A 21,214-nucleotide genomic window follows, 5' to 3' on the forward strand; every position below is an offset into this window, starting at 1 on the left:
CTGATACGGTAACGGTTAAACGTTTTTTTCGGGGAGATAAAAAAAGCGGGATAATACGGGATAATATTTACGTATTCCCGCCATTGGGACAAGGCGCTGCAACCGGCCTCGGGCAGCAACAAGCCTGTTAACAAGCTGTTTAAATATTAATTGAGCAATTGCTGGTATTATTTTACCGGCGGAAGAATTTTACCACCGGCAGTACGGTTAAATTTTATAATTTCCTCTCAGTGTCCCTGAAAAAAACAATCGATTGATGTATCAACCAATAAGTTCCGCGTTCAGAAAAAATTGCTGGATCACAGGTTTTCTTTTTACGGTTACTGTTGCGCACGCGCAGACAGGCACTGTACCTGCGGCTGAAAGGGCTGCGAACATTACCGCCCGGTGGGAAGACAGGGCGCAATGCAGCAGCCAGGCGCCAAAGCCGGAAGGAGACGTATTGTGGTACCGCCGCCCCGCCCGCGTATGGGAAGAAGCGCTGCCGGTAGGCAACGGCCGCATGGGCGCCATGATCTTCGGCGGCATAGCGGACGAACGGATACAGCTCAACGAAAGTACTTTATGGGACGGCTACCCTAAAGATGCCGACAACCCTGCTGCATTAAAAGCATTACCGGAAGTAAGACGGCTGCTGTTTGAAAACAAAAACAACGAAGCGGTGAAACTGGCCAGCAAAACCATGCTGGGCGTACCGGAACGAATAAAACCGTATCAGTCGCTGGGAGAAGTATGGCTGGACCAGCCCGTCACTTCCGCTACCAACTACACCCGCAGTCTCGACCTCGCCACGGCCATAGCCACGGTAAAATATACCTCCGCGGGCGTGGATTATACCCGCGAAAATTTTGCCTCTCTCGCCGATAACGCTGTTGTGGTAAAGTTTACCGCCAGCCAGCCGGGGAAAATCAGTTTCCGCCTCGTGCTCAAACGGCAACAGGATGCAACATGTATCCCCGACCCTGCCGACGCCGCCGCCCTCCTGCTGGATGGCCTGCTGCCGATCAAAGACACCGCCGGAAAGCCCCGCGGGATCCGGTTTGCAGCACGCGCCAAAGTAGTAAACAAAGGAGGCCGCGCCTACGTAAAGAACGGGATCCTGTATGTTGAAAACGCTAACGAGGCTACGTTATATATTACCGGCGCCACCAACTACCCGGGACTGAAAAATCTCACAAGAGGAATTACCACGGTCAATACCGATCCCATAAAACAATGCGGGAACAATGCCGCAGCTATTGCTGCAAAAAACTATGCCGCGCTGAAATCGGCGCATATCGCGGCCTACCGCAAGTATGCAGACCGCACGACTTTGCATTTTGATATGCCGGACACCTCCGCTGCCGGTCTGCCTACAGACGAGCGGCTGGAACAGGCACGCCGCACCGGGAGTCCCGACGCAGGACTGGTAGCCCTCTATTTTCAGTTCGGCCGCTACCTGCTGATCTCCAGCTCACAGCCCGGACACATGCCGGCCAACCTGCAAGGTCTCTGGGCCTGGCAGATGACGCCGCCATGGAATGCCGACTATCATACCAACATCAACGTACAGATGAACTACTGGCCGGCGGAAATCACTAACCTGAGTGAACTGCATACGCCGCTGTTCGACCTGGAAGAAGCACTGGCCAAACCCGGTGCACGTACCGCACGACAGACCTATGGCGCCCGCGGCTGGGTGGTACACCACCTCACCGATGCCTGGGGCTTCACCTCCCCTGCCGACGGGCCACAGGGCATATGGCCCATGGGCGCCGCCTGGCTGGCACAACACCTGTGGGAACATTACACCTATACCGGCGATAAAAAATTCCTGTCGCAACGCGGCTACCCGCTGATGAAAGGCGCCGCGGAATTTATACTGGACTTCCTGGTGGAAGCGCCCGCAGGAACCGTATGCCCCGGCAAGCTGGTCACCAATCCTTCCTACTCCCCTGAAAACGCTTTCCTGCTGCCGGATGGTACTACCTCCGTCTTCACCTACGGCGCTACCATGGACATAGAAATCATCCACGATCTGCTGACCAACTGTATTGCCGCCGCCACCGCACTCAATACAGACGCTGCTTTCAGGGAACAGTGCACTGCCACGCTGAAACGCCTGCCACCGGTACGTATCAGTCCCGCTACCGGCCGTATTATGGAATGGGCGGAAGATTACCAAGAAGTGGAACCGCATCACCGGCATACCTCTCATCTGTTTGGTTTGTATCCCGGCAATCAGATCACCATGGACGGCACGCCCGAACTGGCCGCCGCCGCCCGTAAAACACTCGAAGGACGCGGCGATGACGGCACCGGCTGGAGCCTCGCCTGGAAGATCAATATGTGGAACCGCCTGCACGACGGCAATCATGCCTTCAGACTATTATCAGGACTGCTTACCAAAAAAACATTGCCCAACCTTTTCGACAATCATCCGCCTTTTCAGATCGACGGAAACTTCGGCGCCACCGCCGCTATCGCCGAGATGCTGCTGCAAAGCCAGCACCTCAACAGTGACGGTGCTTTCGAGCTTTCGCTGCTGCCTTCGCTGCCGGACGCCCTGGCCACCGGACGCGTCTCCGGCCTGTGCGCACGCGGCGGATTTGTCGTCGATATGGAATGGAAAAACGGAAAGCTGCTGCATGCCGCCGTCACCTCTAAACTGGGCGGCAACCTGTATATCAAAGCCGGCAGCAAAACCGTTCGCTATGCCACCCGTAAAGGGGAAGTCATCAGGCTCAATGATCAACTCATCAAAGTCATTTAAACAGGAAACATTTTTAATGAACGTCATGTAATCCAAAACAATTTTTTTCACCTTTTATGCAAACCTTTGCATAAATACATTCAACAGCCAAAACAAAGATCCACTTTACCTTTTAAACACGTTAAGAAAAAACTTCAGAACCTACAATCCGGAAAAATAAGCAGCAGCATTTGCTACTGTTAAGTATCGCTTTATCACCAAACATCTATCATTCAAAAAATCGTTTTATGGGAGGAATAGTAAAAATAACTATTGCGACAATGCTCTCTGTTTGTTCCGTACTGATGCAGACGTACGGACAACAAAATACCGGCCATGTGAGCGGTACAGTGAAAGACGCCGGCGGCACGCCCCTGCCCGGCGCTTCCGTGGAAGCAGTCTCCAACGGACAACGTGTGAAAGTCGCTATCTCCGACAACGTCGGCAAATTCATCTTCACCGGTCTGCCAACAGGCACCTATACCTTTAATGCCAGCATGATCGGCTATGATGCCAAATCCTTTGCCGGTTTCAGGATCGGCCAGGGACAGAACCCGGAACTCTCGCTCACCCTGACATCTTCAGTGAGTGAACTGAGCAGCGTGGTGGTCATCGGTTACGGTACCCGGAAAAGACAGGACGTAACAGGCGCCGTGGCCAAAGCGGATTTACAGGTACAGAAACAGTCTCCCAACGCCAACGTGATGTCTTCACTGAGAGGTACCGTTCCGGGCCTCACCGTAGGCCAGACCACCAGGGCAGGCAGCGACCCGGCACTGATGGTACGCGGACGGAACTCCATCTCCGGCACCACCTCTCCGCTGATAGTGGTAGACGGACTGATATACAGAGGGTCCCTCACTTCCATCAACCCGTCGGACATCGCAAGCATTGACCTGTTGAAAGATGCGAGTGCTGCCGCGGTATACGGTTCCCAGGCGTCCAACGGCGTGGTGCTTATCACCACCAAAAGCGGCGCCAGCGGCATCGATAAGCTTACTGTCGATTACAGCGGGTCTTATTCCTTGCAGGAGATGACAAAAAAAGAAATGAGACCGGGCTCCGGTGCGCAGTACATCCAGAAGCTGGGCGACTGGTACCTGTCTGAAAGCCGCGATCCCAACGACCCGACGAAAATGAATCCCAACTGGGACCCCACCACCAAAATGCCGGGCATAGAAGGCGATAACTATAAGAACGGATACGAAGCCAACTGGTGGGACCTGATGACCAACGCCAAACCGAGAATTCAGAACCATAACATCGGGTTAAGCGGCAGGTCCAAAAAGATAAAGTTCTACCTTGGCTATGGTTACTTTGACCAGGTGAACCTCATCAAAAACGATAACTACCGGAGAAACAGTTTGCGCCTCAACATCGAAGCCAAACCGGCAGAATGGCTCACCGTCGGCGCACAGACAGGTTTGTCTATCAACGATTACAGCGGCGTTTCTCCTTCCTTCTCGGACATCATGTTCCTGAAGCCTTACAACCTGCCTTTCGATCCTAAAACAGGGCAGATGCTGGAGTTCTACGCACAAACCACCACGCCTACCGCGCTGGAAGTGCTCAGGAGAAACAAAGACCTGGACCGTAACATGAACCTGATCGGCAACTTTTTCGTAAGCATAGACGTCCCATATGTAAAAGGCCTGAACTACCGTGTGAATTTCGGTAACAACTATATCTCCGCGAACCGGTTCAACTATGATGCGCCCAATGTGGAAGCTACCGCTTACAAGACTTACATGACCGATTATTTTCTGACCATCGATAACATCCTGACCTACAAAAGAGACTTCGGTAAACATGGTGTGGACCTCACCCTGCTGTACGGCGCGGAAAAAAACAAACATGACGGCACCCGCACTACCGCCGGGGGCATCACCAACGGCGTGCTGTCCTACAACAGGCTGGACGTAGGCGATCCTGCGCGCCTCACCGTGTCCAACGACATGGACATTCTCCCCTGGCAGGAACAGGCGCTGTACCAGATGGCCAGGCTCTCCTATTCGTTCGACAAAAAATACATCCTCACCGGTACCGTCAGAAGAGATGGGTTTTCCGGTTTCTCCGCCACCAACAAGTGGGCGACTTTCCCCTCCGTTGCTTTTGCCTGGCGCATGAAAGAAGAGAATTTCCTTCAATCAGCGGACGCTGTCAACGACCTGAAACTGAGATTATCTTACGGTTCCACCGGCAACAGAACAGTAGGCCGCTACCAGACGCTCGCCCAGATGACCGTCGGATTATCCAGCGGTTACCTGTACGGTTCATCCGGTGGCGCACAACTGGGGTCTTTCCTCAGCCAGCTGCCCAACTCCGGCCTCCGCTGGGAAACCACCCGCTCCTTTAACGCCGGCGTGGACTTCGCGTTCTTCAACAACCGGCTGTTCGGTTCGCTCGACCTGTACTTCTCCAATTCCGTTAACCTGTTGAACTCCCGCGCTACGCCTACCATCACCGGTTTCAACAGCTTCCTGATCAACATCGGTAAAATCCGGAACAGAGGACAGGAGCTGAACATCACCGGCGTACCGGTGTCTAACAAAAACTTCAAATGGGAAGTTACGGCCAACTTCTTCCGGAACCGCAATAAAGTGCTGGATATCGACGGTACCGGCAAAGACCTGATCAACGGCAACGATCCTATATTAAGCTACTTTATCGGTCAGCCTTACGGCGTAGTGTACGATTACAAGATCACCGGCATGTACCAGATCGGCGAGCAGGTGCCCGCCGGCCTCGCTGCACAGGGCTTCAAAGCCGGTCAGTACAAAGTGGAAGATGTGAACGGCGACGGACGTATCACGCCGGACGACAAACAGGTACTGGGCAGACTGGACCCTTCCTACAGCCTCGGTATCTCCAACAGCTTCCAGTACAAGGCGTTCCAGCTGAAGTTCTTTATCAACACCATCCAGGGCGGCAAAAAAGGTTACCTCGGCGCACCGGGCATTATGCTGCAAAACCCTGACAATATCCGTAACAACAACGGTTTTGTGTATGACTACTGGACGCCCAATAACCCGGACGCGCGTTACAGAAGCATCGCCGCCTATGTGGCCACGCTGGGCGAAAACTTCGGCCCTTATGTGTCCAGGAGCTTTATCCGCCTGCAGGACGTAACGCTGACCTACAGCCTGCCTGAAGGTCTCCTGAGCCGCTTAAAGGTCATTAAATCAGCCAGTGTGTATGTAAACGCGCAGAACCTCCTGACCATCACCAAATGGGATGGCTGGGACCCTGAGTCCAACCCTTCATCCAGCCAGCGCTCTTCCCTCGGGCTGAGAGTCCCCGGTGGGCTGGGCCTAGACCAGAACGGCTATCCCGTGATGAAGAACTATTCGCTCGGTGTAAACGTGTCCTTCTAATGCTTCAACCGTAAACTTTAAGACATGAAACCAAAAATATTCGCATATCTCCTTTGTATCGGTGCAGCGTTATCGTCTTCCTGCAGCAAGAGTTTCCTGGATGAAGACCCGTTATCTATCTATACACCGGACAACTCACTCCAGACGGCCACCCAATTCCAGCAGGCCACCAACAACCTGTACAATGGCGTCAGGAACATCTACATGGGCAATATCAACCTCGATACTTATTTCGGGTTGTATTACGCCACCGACTTTGCTTTCAACGGCACCGACTACGATCCGGCCGCTAAGCTGAACGCCTATAAGGCTACGATGGTACCCACATATTTCATCCCCGGTAACCTGTGGACGGCGTTTTATAAAATCATCACCAACGCCAATCTGGTCATTAGCCAGGTATCAAAATCCACCCGCCTGACCGACGCCGAGAAAAACAGTTTCCTTGGCCAGGCACTGTTCTTCCGGGCATATTCCTACAAGACGCTGGCCCATCTGTTCGGTGGCGTGCCCATTGAGCTGAACGAGCTGTCGGGCCCCCGTTACGATTACGTGCGTGCCAGCCGCGATGCCGTTTACCAGCAATGCAAAAAGGATTTTCAGCAGGCCATCACTTTGTTGGCAGATATCAGCAAAGTGCCGGACGGCACGGTGAACAAACAAATCGCGCAGCATATGCTGACAGAAGTACTGATCTCCCTGAAAGACTATGACGGCGCCATTGCCAGCGCAACGGAGGTCATCAGTTTCTCCGGTGTATCGCTGATGACCAGCCGCTTTGGCAGAAGGTCTAATTTACCCGGAGACGTTTACCGCGATCTGTTTGAGTACAACAACCAGAACTACAGCACGGGCAACCATGAAGGGCTGCTGGTGATACAAAGCACGCTGAATAATTCCGCGTCTGTCGGCGATCAGACCGCATGGGCCGTGGTACCCGGTTTAACAGGCGTGCGGATCGTGGAGTCCGTTAGCAAAACCAAAATGTCCATCCTGTTCAACGCCAAATTCGTTGACAGCGTTTCCTCCAACGGCATTGGCTGGATACGGCCTACCTCCCATTTCTTCTACGAAATATGGACGCCCGGAGATATGCGTAATTCTTCCCACAACATCGTTCGCGACATCCGCATCTCCGGTGTACCGGCCACTTCCCCTGATTATGGCAAGTGGTACGTAAAAGATGGCTACAAAGACAAAGTAGCGCCTGCGGACTTCAGGGATACCATCCGCAATTTCTACCCGGTCATCAGGAAAGCTTCTCCATCAGCCGGCGACTTCGTGTCTGTGGCCGGCCCGGCGATCCTCACCAATGTGACCAACCCATTCGGCGGCCTGTTGCTGAACGGGGCCTCCCGCCTGTTTATGCAGAAGTACATGGCCCGCCTGGCAGAGACCTACCTGCTGAGAGCCGAAGCGCACCTGGGCAAAGGCGATGCCCAGAAGGCCGCAGACGATATCAATGTAGTGCGCAACAGGGCCGGCGCAGCACCTGCCACCGCCGCGGAAATGAATATCGACTACCTGCTGGATGAACGGCTGAGAGAACTGTACATGGAAGAGTTCAGGGCGGTAACGCTTACCCGCCTGGGTAAACTGTACGACCGGGATAAAAAATACAATCCGAAGTCAGGGTTAACCATCGAGCCTTATCACAACCTGTGGCCGATACCAGCCACCGAGATCACACAGAATACCGGCGCTGTGCTGGAACAGAACCAGGGGTATTAATATTTTGTCCCGGGGCTTCGGAAGCCCCGGGATTTTTTTTTAATAGATACCGGTCGTTTCCCCGAACTTATCCAGGAAAATTTCATCGGCCACGCCGTAAAATACCTGCATCGCGGACAAATAGAATCCCCCGGGAAATCCCGGAGGGGTCTTTTTTGCTTTATACTGTAGTTGTGGGAGGCCTGGTTTATGGTATAACGGTAACGCCTGTACTGGTTATGCGGACTTTTATCGTTTGCCCGGCGGCGGCACTTACATGCGGCCATTTCACAAATGCCGTGTACGGCAATGGAACGGCCGCCTGCCGGTTGTTCTCTGCCAGCAAGGACACCGTTGCATCGTAGGCTGTTGGGTTGGTAATGGCGATGACTAACGATGATTTTTCCTTCGCGATTATTTCAGTAACGACATGATCAAAGACGTATATCTCATTCTTATCCGTATTGATATAGATACCCGGGATTTCCAGCGCCATGAGCATGCCTGCCGTTTCCGTCCAGGAGTTGCGTGTGTTGATGAAATTTCCTACGCTCTCTTTGCCTTCGGCATCGCTGGGCTGGATGCGTTCCATCGAAGAACCGATGAGGTGATGCGTGGTCAGGTGGCCGGGCATGTTCACCGCCTCGGCATGGGCATGTTGTATGTCCCGCAACAGATCGGCATACAGGCGGTTGCCGGTAGCCCTGAAGAGTTTAAACAGCGCATCACCGGAGGAAGTGCAGATACCGGGTGCGGCATGTTTGTTCTGGATGCTGGCCCATACAGCGCCGGCCATATGGCATTGTAACTGAGCAATGGCGCTACCGGATGGAAAAACAGGATCATAGGAAAGTGCCCATGTAGCACAGAGGGCGGCCTGTGTTTCGGTCATATGCAGCCAACGCCGCTCCCCTGTGTGGTTATACATGGCCATCAGCGACTCCAGGAGACCGAATGCTGACTCAGAGTTGGCATCGTGAGAAATATCTCCGCAGTCGCCGCCTGTAAGACCCTGCTTTTCAACATCGCGGTGGTAATAAAAGGCGGACGCATCCTTTGCCATTGTCGTCCATGCCGTAACGTGAAAATAGCGGGAAGCCATGATCATGCCCGCAGGCACGATCGCCCCCGCCGTGGAATTATAAACCGCAATCTCTCCTGTACCAGGAGCTATAAATTGTCCGAATTCACCGTGTTTTTCCCAGGTGGCTGCGAAAGCCGTCGCCAGCCGCTTTGCAGCCTGCTCCCACTCCGGCCGTATCATCCGGCCGTACCCCTGCGCTTTCAGCAGCAGCAGGTGCTTCATCAGCCAGAACAGCACATCCCCGTTCTTCCGCACCATGGCCTGCAGCTCCGGGAAAGCAGGATGCATTTTCTCCGGGCGCAGCTTCCCATCGGCGGTAATACCACCGTAGAAATATCCGCTCAGGCCCTGCAGCTTCGCTGTAACAAAATCGAGCTCACTGAACACCCTTTGCCGTTCTTTTGCATCATTAAGCGCCAGCATGGGATAGGTATTGATCATACCACTCACCCATCCCAGCTGGAAATCATTATTGTTCTCCGGTCTGTAGTAGGCGCCGGTCTTCACTTCTATAAAGTTATCCCGGCAGATGTCCGTTGCACACTGCAACAGTTTGCTCATGGGTAATATGTTCCTGGGCGCATTGGGCCCGCTCAGTGCTTTTCGTACCTCCATCAGGCGGTGCAGCAGCGCCGGTATATTTTCTGCATCAAACACATACATGCGGAAACGGATGGCCACTGTATCGCCGGCTTTCCAGTCGGGCGCACGGTCACCGCTAAGATGAAAATCGCCGAATCCCGGCGCCAGCCGGCGTACTGCCGGCGCGGAGAGCGACAGCGAGCAGCTGTCTTTTGCCGCATTTTCTGTAATCGTGAGACCGCTGTTTCCCAGGGTGGTCTGCTGCGTGGTGAGCAGGATGAAACCTTTCTTTTCCTGTGGTGAAAAGAAACAGATAGCCGGTGTGGCGGCGTTGCCGGTTTGCAAATCTATCGTGGAAGGTTGCCCTGTTTCAATTGACAAACGCGGATTGTTGGAGATGGTGAGCGGCACCTTCGGATTGTAATACATATCCCGCGGATAGTCAGGATTGTAACCGTTTCCGATAGAACGGTAACGGTTGCCGTTGTACACGGAAGCCGGCACTAATACATAGTGTTGCGGGCTCCATCGGGCAAAGTCCAGCGATACCGTGAGCGCGCATTGGGCGGCGCTGCCCTGTTCCAGTCTGCATGTCGCCTGTACGTCGGTCGCGCCGTCAGGCAGGGCCGTTGTCTTCACCTGCAGGCGCCAGTCGCCCCCGGCCGCCTGTGCCCTGTCCTGCCGGAATGTTTGCGCAGCTTTTAAAGCCGTCCCCTCATATTGACAGATCTGATACCGCAGCGCTCCATGCAACAGGCCCGGCAGATCGACGGCCGCCGGCTGCTGTGCCCACAGTGAATGCCACGCGCACAACGCCAGTATCATAGTCAGGGACTTATAGCTGCACAAGTATTTCATGGTGCAAAAATCATTGATATGACTTCCATTTACCACCCGTTATTTGATCAATACCGATGCTTTTTTTGCTGTCACAAAAACAGGTGAATATTTGCTAAACATTTGCTAAAATTGATTAACTTGGCATCGGGAGTATGCCACATATCTATGCAATACATTTATGAGAACTTCACCTTTCCTCCGGACCAGTCATTTACCATCAGGTCAGAAATGTTGGAGATCAGGAGGTATACGGCATTGAAGTCACACGTGAACTTTGAGATAGCGCTGATTGAAAACTGCTGCGGCAAACGTTTCATCGGCGATCATATCCGCGACTTTGAAGGTACGGAGCTGGTATTGCTGGGCAGTTATCTGCCGCATTGCTGGCAGTATTACCAGGCGGTAGATCCTTTTCAGCCACCGGTAGCCACGGTAATTCATTTTTTCCCGGACTTTATGGGCCGGCAGCTGCTGGAAAAACCGGAGGCGCGGCAGTTGAACGCGCTCTTCGAAAAAGCCTCCAGGGGACTGCTGTTCACCGGCCCTGCCATCACCACTGCCAGGAACCTCATGGCAGAAATGCTGGGGCAGTCAGGCCTCACCCGCGCCGTACTGATGTTACAGCTGCTGGACGCACTGGCGCAATCCGACTACGCAGAAGTGCTTTCCTCTCCGTACTTCAACGCGGTGGACAACTCCGGCGAAGCCAATAAAATCAACAAGGTATTTGATTATATATTCAGCCACTTCAAAGACGAGATCGTGTTACAGGATGTGGCGGACCTCATCCCCATGTCTTCGGCCGCCTTCTGCCGTTTTTTCAAACGGAAGACCAACCGCACGCTGATTGACTTTGTAAAGGAAGTAAGAATAGGACATGCCGCCAAACTGCTGCTGGAAGGGCATCATAATGTGGCAGAAGCCTGCTATGAAAGCGGGTATAACAATATCTCCAACTTCAACAAACATTTTAAGGACATCAAAGGGGTATCTCCCCGTGATTTTATGAAACGGTATAACGAACACACCGTCGCTATTCCTTCCTGAATTCATAAAAAGGAACAGCTTCCACCCAGGTTTGCCCCTGCGCCGTGCCGGGCACGCCTACCTGGTAGCCGGCCATCAGCCGGTTCCATTCCGCACAGCGCGGACTGTATGCCTCCGCTGTTTTTCCCATCTGCCCCAGGTCAGCGCCAACAGGCACTTCGATTTTCATCACCAGTAAATACTGATAACGGTAAAGCGAGATCTTTTTATAACCTGCTTTCCGGAAACCGGCCTCCACTTCCGGCCATACCTGCCGGTGATAATGAAGGTATTCCTGTAACTTCTTTTCTTCCGGCACAATGTTCACCACGAACACCTTTTCTTCCGTTTTCATTTCTTTGCTCCCGCCGCAAGACAACAGGCATGCCGCGAAGGAGACCAATAATATGCTTTTCATCATCTGTTTAATACAAAGTAAATAATCAACATCACCGCTGCCAATACCGCCCAACCGGCCCACACCCTGCGTGACTGTCCCCCGCCTTTTTCGGCAGCAGCCACCGGTTCGCTGCCTGCGGCAGCTGGCGCTGTCAGTAACGATACCAGCATGATCACCACCGCCAGCGCGATAAAAAGATACACCGACAACAGCAGGAAGTGAGGCCAGAATCCTTTATACGGGTAGTTCAGCAGGTAACATACCCCTATCAGCAGGCAAACAGACCCACCACCGTACAGGACCGTCAGCACCGCCGCCCTGTTGGTCCGCTTCCAGAAAACAGAAGCGAGAAACACCACCGACAACGGCGGGGCCAGGATAGACACCATGCCCTGTGTGATCTCAAACAACCCTTTACCGGAATACAAAAACATCGCTGCAATGCCGATGGCCAGCAAAGCCGCCAGCACCGTCACCCACCGGCCGGTACGTAACCGGCTCCCTTCGTCCGTTGTGCGGAACTGCGCCACCACGTCCAGCGTAAATACCGTGCTGAAAGAATTGAGCCCCGACGATACGGTATCGATCAGCGCCGCAATCAGCGCGGCAATGCACAGGCCGCGGAAACCGTCCGGCATCAGCTGTTTCACCAGCGTAATGTAGGCATTATCAGCCGTGGTGATATCCCTGAATAATATAAAACAGATAATGCCCGGCAGCAGAAATATCACCGGGGTGATGATCTTCAGCGCCGCGATAAACAACGCTCCATACTGCCCTTCCCGCAGGTCTTTGGCACCCAGCATTTTCTGAACGATGGTCTGGTCTGCACACCAATAGTAGATCGCTACCACCGGATAACCCGCCAGGATGGCTACCCATGAATATTCCGGGTCGTCGGCGCCATGAAACAGTTTCCAGAAATTCTCCGGCACTTCATGATGCACAGCCCCGGAGGTCATCATCCTGTTAAACGCCAGCACCGTTAGTATCAGCGATGACACGATAATAATGACCGATTGAAAAATCCCCGTGCGCACCACCGCCCTGAAACCGCCTGCGGCCGTGTAACTGGTAGCAATCAGCGCTATCAGCGCCACTGCATACAACAGCGGACAGCCCAATACCTGCGAGATCACCAGTCCGCCGGCATACAGCGCACTGCCCAGCCAGACAACCAGTATAGATACAAGACTATAAATCACCAGGAAATTGTAAGCGCTTTTTCCATACCGGTGCAGCAGGTACTGAGGGATAGTGCTGATACCGGCCGACAGGTACCGGGGCAGGAAAAACATCGCCAGCAGCAACAGGAATATCCACGCCAGCCACTCAAAATTGGCGCCTACCACCCCCTGGGAAAAACCCAGGCTGGACATACCGATCAGCATCATGGGACCGGCATTGGCGCTGAACATGGAAAAACCGATCTGCCACCAACGCAGCGACCGGCCTCCTAAAAAAATGTCCTTTCCGCTGTTTCTGCCCAGGAAAAAACCCAGCGCAAAAAGCGCGATAATATACAACACCAGCACAATGCAGTCAACTCCGGTAAGTGATATATTCACAGGCGTGTGTTAAAGATCATAGTGATACAATGGGTGAATACTTCCTGATATTCAGATTGTTCCAGGAATAGTGTTTCACAATTTTATCCGCCTTCCGGCAATAGTCCCAGTCCACCCGTACCGGCATACCGGCCACCTCCGGCAATACAAAAGTACCATTCTTCCATTCGGGACGCACACTGAAATAACGTTCCAGTCCATACATAATAGCATACAGGTATTCCACTTCGCAGGCCGCGTCCGCGGTGGCCATCAGTGCCGCTGTAAACAGCGAATAACCACCGGAGGAAAAGTCCACGCCGCTCTTCGCCGCCAGGTCCCGCACCTCTTTCCATTCGTTCACCCCGCCCAGATGCGTAGGCACCGGCTGCAGATGCCGCACGCCCAGGCTTACCAGCGTAGGGAATAAACGCGATGTACGTTCCGACTCGCCAAAAGAGATACAGAGTGGCGTGCGACTGCACAACGCCCCTATCTGTTCAAATGCGGCAGAATGGATCGGCTCTTCAAACCAGGCCACATTTTCTGCGGCGATCATATCCGCAAAACGCAATGCTTCCTCTCCGCTCCATATCTGGTTGGCATCTACCGCCAGGCGGATATCCTTTCCCAGCAGGCTACGGACAAACTTCACACGGGCCGCATCTTCCTCCATCCTGCTGCCGAAGCCTTTGCCTACCTTCATTTTATAACAGTCCGCTCCCGCATCCAGGAAGAGGCGTACTTCTTTCTCCAGTTCGGGCAGGGTGTAGTTGGTGCCGCCACCGCTGCCATACATTTTTACGGTGTCTCTTTCTGCGTTGAGGTAGCGGTGCAACGGCACCCCTTCCCGGCGGGCGGCCAGGTCATGCAGGGCCAGGTCTATCTGCCCTACCAGCGCCGACGCCGGGCCTCTGAAGCCCTCGTTGCGGATAGACCAGTACAGCAGCCGGTACAACTGGTGATACGGCATGTGATGGCTGTGCAGCAGGATGGGCAACAGGCAGTTTTCCAGGATATTGATATAGCTGCTGTAAACGGGCGCTTCGCCGATAAAGCCGCTTTCATCCTCCAGGGTGATCAGCGCCAGGCCGAACGCAGGGAAAGGCCCCATAGTCGCATCCTGGATGGGCGTCACTGCCGTGGCGGGTTCCAGCTCCCTCAGCTGCACGCTGGTGATGTTGAAGATTTGATGATCGATACTATACAAGGCTAAGTATTTACTTGTTACAATCCAGTATGTCCTGATACACTGCCGCGGGCAACGGGCCCTCCCGGAAGGCCGACAGGCTGTCTTCCAGCTCCTCCGGAGCGGATGCGCCCATCACAATGTTGAAAGTATGAGGAATATTGAGCAGGAAACGATGTGCCATTGCCGGCAACGAAAGCTGATGACTGGCGGCGATCTGCTGCAGCCGTTGCGCTGTCGCTATTCGGCCGGCAGGCATCCATGACGGCGGCTGCTGTTGCCAGGCATGAAAGTTTCTTCCCAGCAGGCCCATATGCAGCGGACTGGCAGCATAATACGCCATGCCCCTGTCCTGGCAGAAAGGAAGCCGGTCCTGGAGCGCCGCCACATTACAGGCGTTCAGCCGGTTAAATTCCATGATCGCGTCGAAAACACCGGTCTTGATATCAGCTTCCATCCACAAAGGAATATTGCCTCCCAGGCCGATCTTTTTCACGAGGCCAAGCTGCTTCAGGTGCTGCATCACCCCGATCACGTTTTCGGCTTCTTCTTCCGGCACCGCCTCCGGATCATGCAGGAACAATATGTCCAAAGCGGGAATGCCCAGCGTTTTCAGCGAATGGTGTACGCTGTTCATGATGCCTGCAGGAGAATAATCGTAGCGCGCCTCATCGGCAGCAAATGACCGCAGCCGCCCGGCTTTGGTACTGATGACCGGCATCGGCCCTCTCCATTCTTTCAGTGCGCTGCCGACTATCTCTTCCGCATTGCCATAGGCCGGCGCAGTGTCCAAAGCGGTAATGCCGTTGTCGAGGGCAGTCAGTATAGTGCGGACAGAAGCCAACCTGTCCGTTCTGCCCCATACGCCTCCAAGGCCTGCTGTCCCCAACACTATACTTTTTGCATTCATCCGAAAAAAACTAATCCGTAAAAAAATCCGTGTAATAAAAGTAAAGTCGCCACAACGGCGTTACAACACCTAAATTGACTTTAACCAATGTTATTTTTGCCCGGGCTTCAGTATATATACGGCGCAATCATGTGCGTCCAGCGTACCTTTCAGTGCTTTGACCGGTTTACCGCTCCATACTTCCGTGATATTAAAACGCTGCCACAGGTCCAGTTCTTTTTTCAGATCTATCTCAAATGACTGCCCGCTGGCAGCACGGTTGAAGACACAAACCGCAAAACTCTTGTCCTGCAAGGGCTTCAGCAACACCTGCAATTCATTTCGCTGCAATACGGTGGTGGCCTGTTTCCCGAGCGCGTCCTGGTTGATAGCGATCAGTTGCGGGTTGGTGATCAGCTGCAATACTTCCGGAGAGATCCGCTTCAGGTCCATATTCACCATCAGCGGCGCCGCAAGCATGCACCAGAGCGCAAAATGTGTGCGGTATTCTATGGCGGTACAGCCTTTAAAACGGCCGTCAACCGAAGAAGAGGCGCCTTTGCCGTACAGCCCCACCATGAGCAGGTCGGGATCGTTCCAGCCACCCGGACCGGCATATGGCGCAAGATGTTCCTGCTGGCGGAATATTTCCATGATACCGGTAAGGTTGGCGTCGTGCGACTCCCACACATCGCGGCTATCCCACGTGGTGCGCCACAAATGGCCTCCGGCGGCTTTCGCCCAAAGCCAGGGCTTCCGCTGCCCCCATTCACAAATAGAATATACGATGGGGCGGCCGCACTTTTTCAGCGCATCGCCCATGCGCGAGTAGCGGCTGAAAGCAGTAGCCACATCTTCCGGCGCATTGCAATAATCGTATTTCAGGAAATCGATGCCCCAGGCGGCGAAAGTACGCGCATCCTGTTCCTCGAAATTATAGCTGCCCGTAACACCACCGCAGGTAAGCATAGCGGCATCGGAATAAATGCCCAGCTTCAGCCCTTTGCCATGTACGTAATCCACCAGGTACTTCATGCCATGCGGAAACCGCACAGGATCGGGGATAAGCTGGTTATGTTTATCACGGCCGGCCACCCAGTGGTCATCTATCACCAGGTACCGGTAGCCGGCGGCTTTCATGCCATTGGCCGCCATAGCATCAGCCATGTCTATGATGACCTGCTCGCTGACTTTGGCTTCGAAAAAATTCCAGCTGTTCCACCCCATGGGTGGTGTGAGCGCCAGCGAATCCCAGGCGGTATAACGTGTTTGTGCATTGGCAAACAGGCAGGACATAAAAGCTGCCAGCGTTAAAATCATTGTTCTCATTGTTCTCGGATAAAGGTATGTTTCAGGATAAATATCCGCATTTTTTCGGTGATCAGAATTTTACCGGCGTACCAGTCACCGGCACCACCAGTTCAAACCGTACCTTATCATCCTGTACAGGATGCAGTGCGGCCACCACCACATCGCTCCGGCCTTTGGGGAGCTTCAGGGTCCCTTTTGCCGGCAACGCTTCCAGTGGCTTACGACCATTGTCTGCCGTAAACAGCTTGCCTTTCCGGTAGATAATATGTTGCCCGGCACTGATCATTTTATCGATCGTTAATACGGTATTATCTGACAGCCGGACGGTTAAGCCCTGTATAGCCGCGCCTTTCGGGCCGGTTATTTTGATGGAGAAATCCAATGGCTGTTCGGCAAAAGTATTCTGCAATGATATACGTGTTCCGGTAGTGCTGCAGCGCTGTTCTGAAAACCTGTTTTCCCGGATGGGATACAACAGGTAAGCATTAGCGCCGGCTTTTTCCAGGTGGAACTTATAGTCGAGGTCTTTCAGTTTTTCTTTCAGGGCATTGCTGAATTTATTGGCGGCACGCGCTTCTTCCCAGAGACGGATAGCGTTGAATATCGCTTCTTTTTCCCCGCTGGCTTCTACCGTCTGCTGGTTAAGTCCCAGCATGTACGTGGCATTCCAGCCGATAGATTTTGCTTCGAGATTTTCCGCGTCATAGAGGCTCCAGTCCGCCTGGTAGCCCTGAATACCAAAGGTGGCGGGGAAATAACTGCTTTCAAATACGTATCGCATATCTTTCCCTTCGATGCCCCATTTATTTTTTACGGGGCTGAACATATGATCGCCGCCGCCCACATTACAAACGCTCATATAATGCCAGCTCCCCTCCTGTACGGCGCTGCCCATTACCCGCAGGTATTTGCCGCCGTTGCGGTGGTAACTGTCGAAAAGCCCGCGGAAGAAACGCTTGAAGGAATACTGCCCGTGCCCCTGGTACATACAGCTTTCCAGGCCATCGAAGTCAATATAGTCCATACCGCCGGCTGTCAGCCATTTGCCGTAGTAATCAGCATATACGTCCTGCAGATGCATATCCGGCGCAAAGCCCCGGTAGCAGTTGGGCTGCAGCTTTACGATCGTGGCGCCGGCTTTGTAACTTCCGCGGGCAGTACCATGAAAACCTCTTTTTACTTTCAGGAAGGTATAAGGAGGAGTGCGGGTGATGCCGTCATATTCGATCAGCTCCTTCCCTATTTTCAGGACGTTGGTGTGATTGCCTTCCCAGCCGCCAAACTCGTTGAAATAAGCGGTATCCGCCACCGTGATGACGGTGTCTTCAGGCATTATGTCCTTCGTAATGGTGGTACGCTGCATGATAGCGAGACTGTCGCTGGGCACAGGAGACACATCGCTGTTGTCACCCGGTTGCAGGAACTCGCAAAGCGTATGCAGCCCATAACGGATACCTTGTTGCTGCATCTGCGCGCCGAAATCCGGAATATGCATGTCCGCCTTACCGCTGAAACTGATCCTTTTGTTTTTCCAGGGATTAGCAGGGTTGGGATAATATTCTCCCCAGCCCTCATCCTGTATACCTTTGATTTGAAGGCGGCCGGCATATGCAGCGAGGCTGTCATGCGGGCCATACCAGGCGATATCGGGGCGATAGGCCGCCGGGTCTTTGATCCATTTGCCGTCTATCGTAGGATGGGGCAGCCCCTCCGCCAGCACAATTTTCTCAATGGTGCTGAGGCCGAGCGAATCCGGGCAGACATACAGCGCTACTGATGAACCGATGAAGTCCGCTTCCACGGGCGTCACCAGCTGATAGCGGGCGGAGTTGGCCTTTCCGTCCAGCCCTTCGGGGTAGTCAGGGAAACGGATCATCTGTTCTTTCCGCCGGTTGCGCGAATGCATACAGATAGTGGCGCCGTAGGCCGGTTCCAGCTTTGCGCCATTGCCGTAGTTCATCCTGAAATACTCTTCCGGCTGGGAATAGAAAGCCACATCGTTTACGCCATCACCACCGATGCTGAACGTCTGCCCTTCTTTCAGGTGGGCCGGCAGCGGATATTTCACCGGGTCCGGGGAATGGATGAAGTAATACATGAAAGACAGGTCGCCCTCACTGGGCGGCCCGCTGGTGGTGTTATCGTCCAGTCCCAGCATACCGAAAGCAAACTCCTTATTCCGTACCACCCCTATCACGTCGCCGATCAGTGTCGAGATCGTGGTTTTATAAGGCCCCCAGACGATATTGTCCACCTTTTCCCTGTTCGTGAGGGACAGCAGCTGCAGTTTCAGGTATTCCGGCCGCTGGTCAATACGGAGCAGCGCTTCCGAGCCATTGGGATAGCGGAGCCGCATTTCATGCTGCTGAGGGTTATATACCGCCTGTTGCGGCAGCAGGTATTGTTTACCCGCACAGAGGCTCATCAGCGCCGATGTAAGCCCTTTAGGGCAGTATTCATGGCCATTCTTTTTATTGCGGACAGACGTAATAAATCCTTTGCCATCGATCGTCACCGAAGCATACCTTGTCTGTAGTGTAACAGACTGTGCGCAAAGGCCGGTGGTATACAGGAGGGATATCAACCATACAGAAATCTGTCTAAAGCGACTGCTATTCATCAAAGAAAAAGTTTTAAAAAATATAAACTCAAAAAAACCGGCAGCCTTTCTGGCTGCCGGTTTTTACCAATATAACGATGTCTATTGCAACGGGTCGAAAGAGCCGCCCCATTCTTTGTTTTGCAGCAGCACGTTCTGTGACTGCGATATCTGGTCCGGCTTCAGGGCGAAGAACCAGTGGTTCAGGTCCAGGTTGAACTTAACACCGGCGTCGCCATCGAGGTTATCGATATAGCGGGCGGTGAATTTGGCCCTGGAAGCAGCATCCATGATGTTTTCCGAAGGGGTCACCATTTGTCCGTCTTTCAGGGTGATGTACAGGCCGTGGCGTCCGCCCTGGTTGTTGAGGATATCGTAGCGTTTCCAGCGGCGCAGGTCATCGAAGCGTTTGCCTTCAAACGCAAACTCCACCTGTCTTTCGCGGATATAGGCATCGCGGATGCCTGCCTGGGCGGTGGCGGTGATGCCATAAGTATTTCCCGCGCCCGGGGTGATGCCGGCGCGTTGACGGATCTGGTACAGCACCTGTAGCGCCTCTCCGGACTTACCCAGCTCATTGGCGCATTCGCCATAGTTCATGAGCACTTCGGCAAAGCGGATCTCCGGCCAGTCGGTGCCGGACTGGTACACCAGCGCGCTGGTAACGGTCGTATCGAGGCCTTTACGGTCGAAGAAACCGGTAATGCCCGGGTTGCCCGGTATGCCCGGATGGATGATCAGGGAAGCGTTGGTATAGCGTCCGCTGGCGGCATCGTACTTCCATACGTTCCAGTAGCTGTTGCCACTCACATAGGAAGGAGGTATCTGATCGGGCGTAGGATATGGCGTACCGCCACAGAACACGGTAGCATAAAACCGGTCGTCCCGGTTGGTATAAAAATCATTCATGAAAGCGGCATTGTAGGCCGGATCGCTCAGCTGGTTTTTATCAAACTGCATAGGCGATCCGTCGCGCTTCGGAAAGGCCAGCAGCAGCGACAGCAGCGGCTGGTTGTCGTTGGAAGCGTCGCGGGTAAAAGGTTCCGCGCGGATGCTGTTAAACGTGTTGGCATGAATAGGATACCAGAACTGGTTGACCATGATCACCTCTTTGTTGCGCTCCTGGTACCAGATATTGCGAAAGTTGGGATGCAGGGCATGGCCGGCGCTGATGGCAGCATCCACAGCGGCCTTGCAGGCGTTGTAGGCCGACTGCCACCTGGTGGCGTCGCCACCAGGATTAAACAACGGGCTGGCATAAGTAAGCAGCACCCTGCCCTTAAAAGCCATGGCCGCCACCTTGGTAATGCGACCGTAATCCTGGCCGGCATCGGGATAGCTGGCGGGCAACGCCTGTATGGCATCGTCGAGGTCTTTGACGATCTGCGCCACGCATTCAGACGTTTTATTACGCGGCACAAACAGCGACGGCTTGTTCAGGTAATCCTGCGTATGCAGGACCAGCGGCACACCGCCCACCTGGCGGACCATCCCCCAGTAGGTCCATGCCCGCCAGAACTTCGCCTCCCCGGCGAAGCGGCTGTTCCGTGCCGCAGAAATAACGGCGGCCGGCGCTTTTTCCAGGTTGTCGAGGAAATAATTGATCTTCTCAATGTATTGATAATCCAGTTTGGTATTCGAAGCCTCGCTGCTCGCGCTGATGATACCGCGCTGATAATCACCGAGACTTCTCGGCGTGGAAATGCCTTCATCCGAAGCACTGCCGTTGAAAGGCCATTTCGGTAACAGGCCACCGTATATATCAGACAGGTAAGCCTGTATCATGGTGGAGTCTTTCCAGACATTTTCGGGAGACATGGCGCCCACGTTGTCATAGTCAAGCCCTTTTTTACAGGACGACAGCTGAACAGCAGCCAGTGCAGCACATGCTATAGAGATACTGAGTTTATGTATAAGTTTCATCTGCTCTTT

At 53.6% G+C, this 21,214-nt stretch carries 12 protein-coding genes; 4 read left to right on the plus strand and 8 right to left on the minus strand.

The genetic code is table 11. The features are described 5' to 3' along the window. Positions 1-256 precede the first annotated feature (256 nt). The 3 genes from HF324_RS19880 to HF324_RS19890 all read left to right on the plus strand — a co-directional run bounded on the left by HF324_RS19880 (position 257) and on the right by HF324_RS19890 (position 7,836). Positions 257-2,752: a glycoside hydrolase family 95 protein gene (locus tag HF324_RS19880; RefSeq protein ID WP_168860625.1), complete on the plus strand. Its 2,496-nt coding sequence runs from the start codon at positions 257-259 to the stop codon at positions 2,750-2,752. A gap of 227 nt (positions 2,753-2,979) precedes the next feature. Continuing rightward, positions 2,980-6,105 (plus strand): SusC/RagA family TonB-linked outer membrane protein, encoded by a 3,126-nt coding sequence (locus tag HF324_RS19885; RefSeq protein WP_168804160.1) that lies wholly within the window; start codon positions 2,980-2,982, stop codon positions 6,103-6,105. Between the two features lie 24 nt (positions 6,106-6,129). Then, a complete protein-coding gene (locus tag HF324_RS19890) occupies positions 6,130-7,836 on the plus strand; it encodes a RagB/SusD family nutrient uptake outer membrane protein (protein ID WP_168860626.1) in 1,707 nt (568 codons plus the stop codon). 187 nt (positions 7,837-8,023) lie between these two features. Here the strand turns inward: HF324_RS19890 and HF324_RS19895 are convergent, their stop codons facing one another. Further along, positions 8,024-10,339, minus strand: coding sequence for a hypothetical protein (locus HF324_RS19895; protein ID WP_168860627.1), 2,316 nt, complete (start codon positions 10,337-10,339; stop codon positions 8,024-8,026). Positions 10,340-10,486: 147 nt separating this feature from the next. Between HF324_RS19895 and HF324_RS19900 the strand changes: the two genes are divergently transcribed. Continuing rightward, complete coding sequence (locus HF324_RS19900; protein WP_168804163.1) at positions 10,487-11,368, plus strand: helix-turn-helix domain-containing protein; 882 nt, start codon at positions 10,487-10,489, stop codon at positions 11,366-11,368. On the opposite strand, the gene HF324_RS19905 is transcribed toward HF324_RS19900, so the two are convergent. The 7 genes from HF324_RS19905 to HF324_RS19935 all read right to left on the minus strand — a co-directional run bounded on the left by HF324_RS19905 (position 11,355) and on the right by HF324_RS19935 (position 21,205). After that, positions 11,355-11,768, minus strand: coding sequence for an L-rhamnose mutarotase (locus tag HF324_RS19905; RefSeq protein ID WP_168804164.1), 414 nt, complete (start codon positions 11,766-11,768; stop codon positions 11,355-11,357). The two genes, HF324_RS19900 and HF324_RS19905, sit on opposite strands and share 14 nt — an antisense overlap. Next, on the minus strand, positions 11,765-13,315 hold the full coding sequence (locus HF324_RS19910; protein ID WP_168860628.1) for an SLC5 family protein: 1,551 nt from the start codon (positions 13,313-13,315) through the stop codon (positions 11,765-11,767). The genes HF324_RS19905 and HF324_RS19910 overlap by 4 nt, the downstream gene beginning before the upstream one ends. Before the next feature lie 16 nt (positions 13,316-13,331). Beyond that, positions 13,332-14,504 carry an enolase C-terminal domain-like protein gene (locus HF324_RS19915; RefSeq protein ID WP_168860629.1) on the minus strand — a complete coding sequence of 391 codons (1,173 nt, stop codon included), beginning with the start codon at positions 14,502-14,504 and terminating at the stop codon, positions 13,332-13,334. A 10-nt stretch (positions 14,505-14,514) separates the two neighbouring features. After that, entirely contained in the window at positions 14,515-15,393 is an 879-nt protein-coding gene (locus HF324_RS19920; protein ID WP_168804167.1) for an aldo/keto reductase, read from the minus strand. Positions 15,394-15,483: 90 nt separating this feature from the next. Continuing rightward, positions 15,484-16,701, minus strand: coding sequence for a glycoside hydrolase family 27 protein (locus tag HF324_RS19925; protein WP_220101205.1), 1,218 nt, complete (start codon positions 16,699-16,701; stop codon positions 15,484-15,486). 52 nt (positions 16,702-16,753) lie between these two features. Further along, on the minus strand, positions 16,754-19,306 hold the full coding sequence (locus HF324_RS19930) for a hypothetical protein (protein ID WP_168860630.1): 2,553 nt from the start codon (positions 19,304-19,306) through the stop codon (positions 16,754-16,756). A gap of 78 nt (positions 19,307-19,384) precedes the next feature. Further along, on the minus strand, positions 19,385-21,205 hold the full coding sequence (locus tag HF324_RS19935) for a RagB/SusD family nutrient uptake outer membrane protein (RefSeq protein ID WP_168860631.1): 1,821 nt from the start codon (positions 21,203-21,205) through the stop codon (positions 19,385-19,387). Between the last annotated feature and the right edge of the window lie 9 nt (positions 21,206-21,214).

Source organism: Chitinophaga oryzae (genome assembly GCF_012516375.2).
Lineage (GTDB): Bacteria > Bacteroidota > Bacteroidia > Chitinophagales > Chitinophagaceae > Chitinophaga > Chitinophaga oryzae.

Bases quoted from the DNA above. Each gene is read 5' to 3' on its own strand.
- HF324_RS19905 (WP_168804164.1), bottom strand. From the start codon at position 11,768: ATGATGAAAAGCATATTATTGGTCTCCTTCGCGGCATGCCTGTTGTCT.
- HF324_RS19890 (WP_168860626.1), top strand. From the start codon at position 6,130: ATGAAACCAAAAATATTCGCATATCTCCTTTGTATCGGTGCAGCGTTA.
- HF324_RS19925 (WP_220101205.1), bottom strand. From the start codon at position 16,701: ATGAGAACAATGATTTTAACGCTGGCAGCTTTTATGTCCTGCCTGTTT.
- HF324_RS19895 (WP_168860627.1), bottom strand. From the start codon at position 10,339: ATGAAATACTTGTGCAGCTATAAGTCCCTGACTATGATACTGGCGTTG.
- HF324_RS19885 (WP_168804160.1), top strand. From the start codon at position 2,980: ATGGGAGGAATAGTAAAAATAACTATTGCGACAATGCTCTCTGTTTGT.
- HF324_RS19920 (WP_168804167.1), bottom strand. From the start codon at position 15,393: ATGAATGCAAAAAGTATAGTGTTGGGGACAGCAGGCCTTGGAGGCGTA.
- HF324_RS19935 (WP_168860631.1), bottom strand. From the start codon at position 21,205: ATGAAACTTATACATAAACTCAGTATCTCTATAGCATGTGCTGCACTG.
- HF324_RS19900 (WP_168804163.1), top strand. From the start codon at position 10,487: ATGCAATACATTTATGAGAACTTCACCTTTCCTCCGGACCAGTCATTT.
- HF324_RS19880 (WP_168860625.1), top strand. From the start codon at position 257: ATGTATCAACCAATAAGTTCCGCGTTCAGAAAAAATTGCTGGATCACA.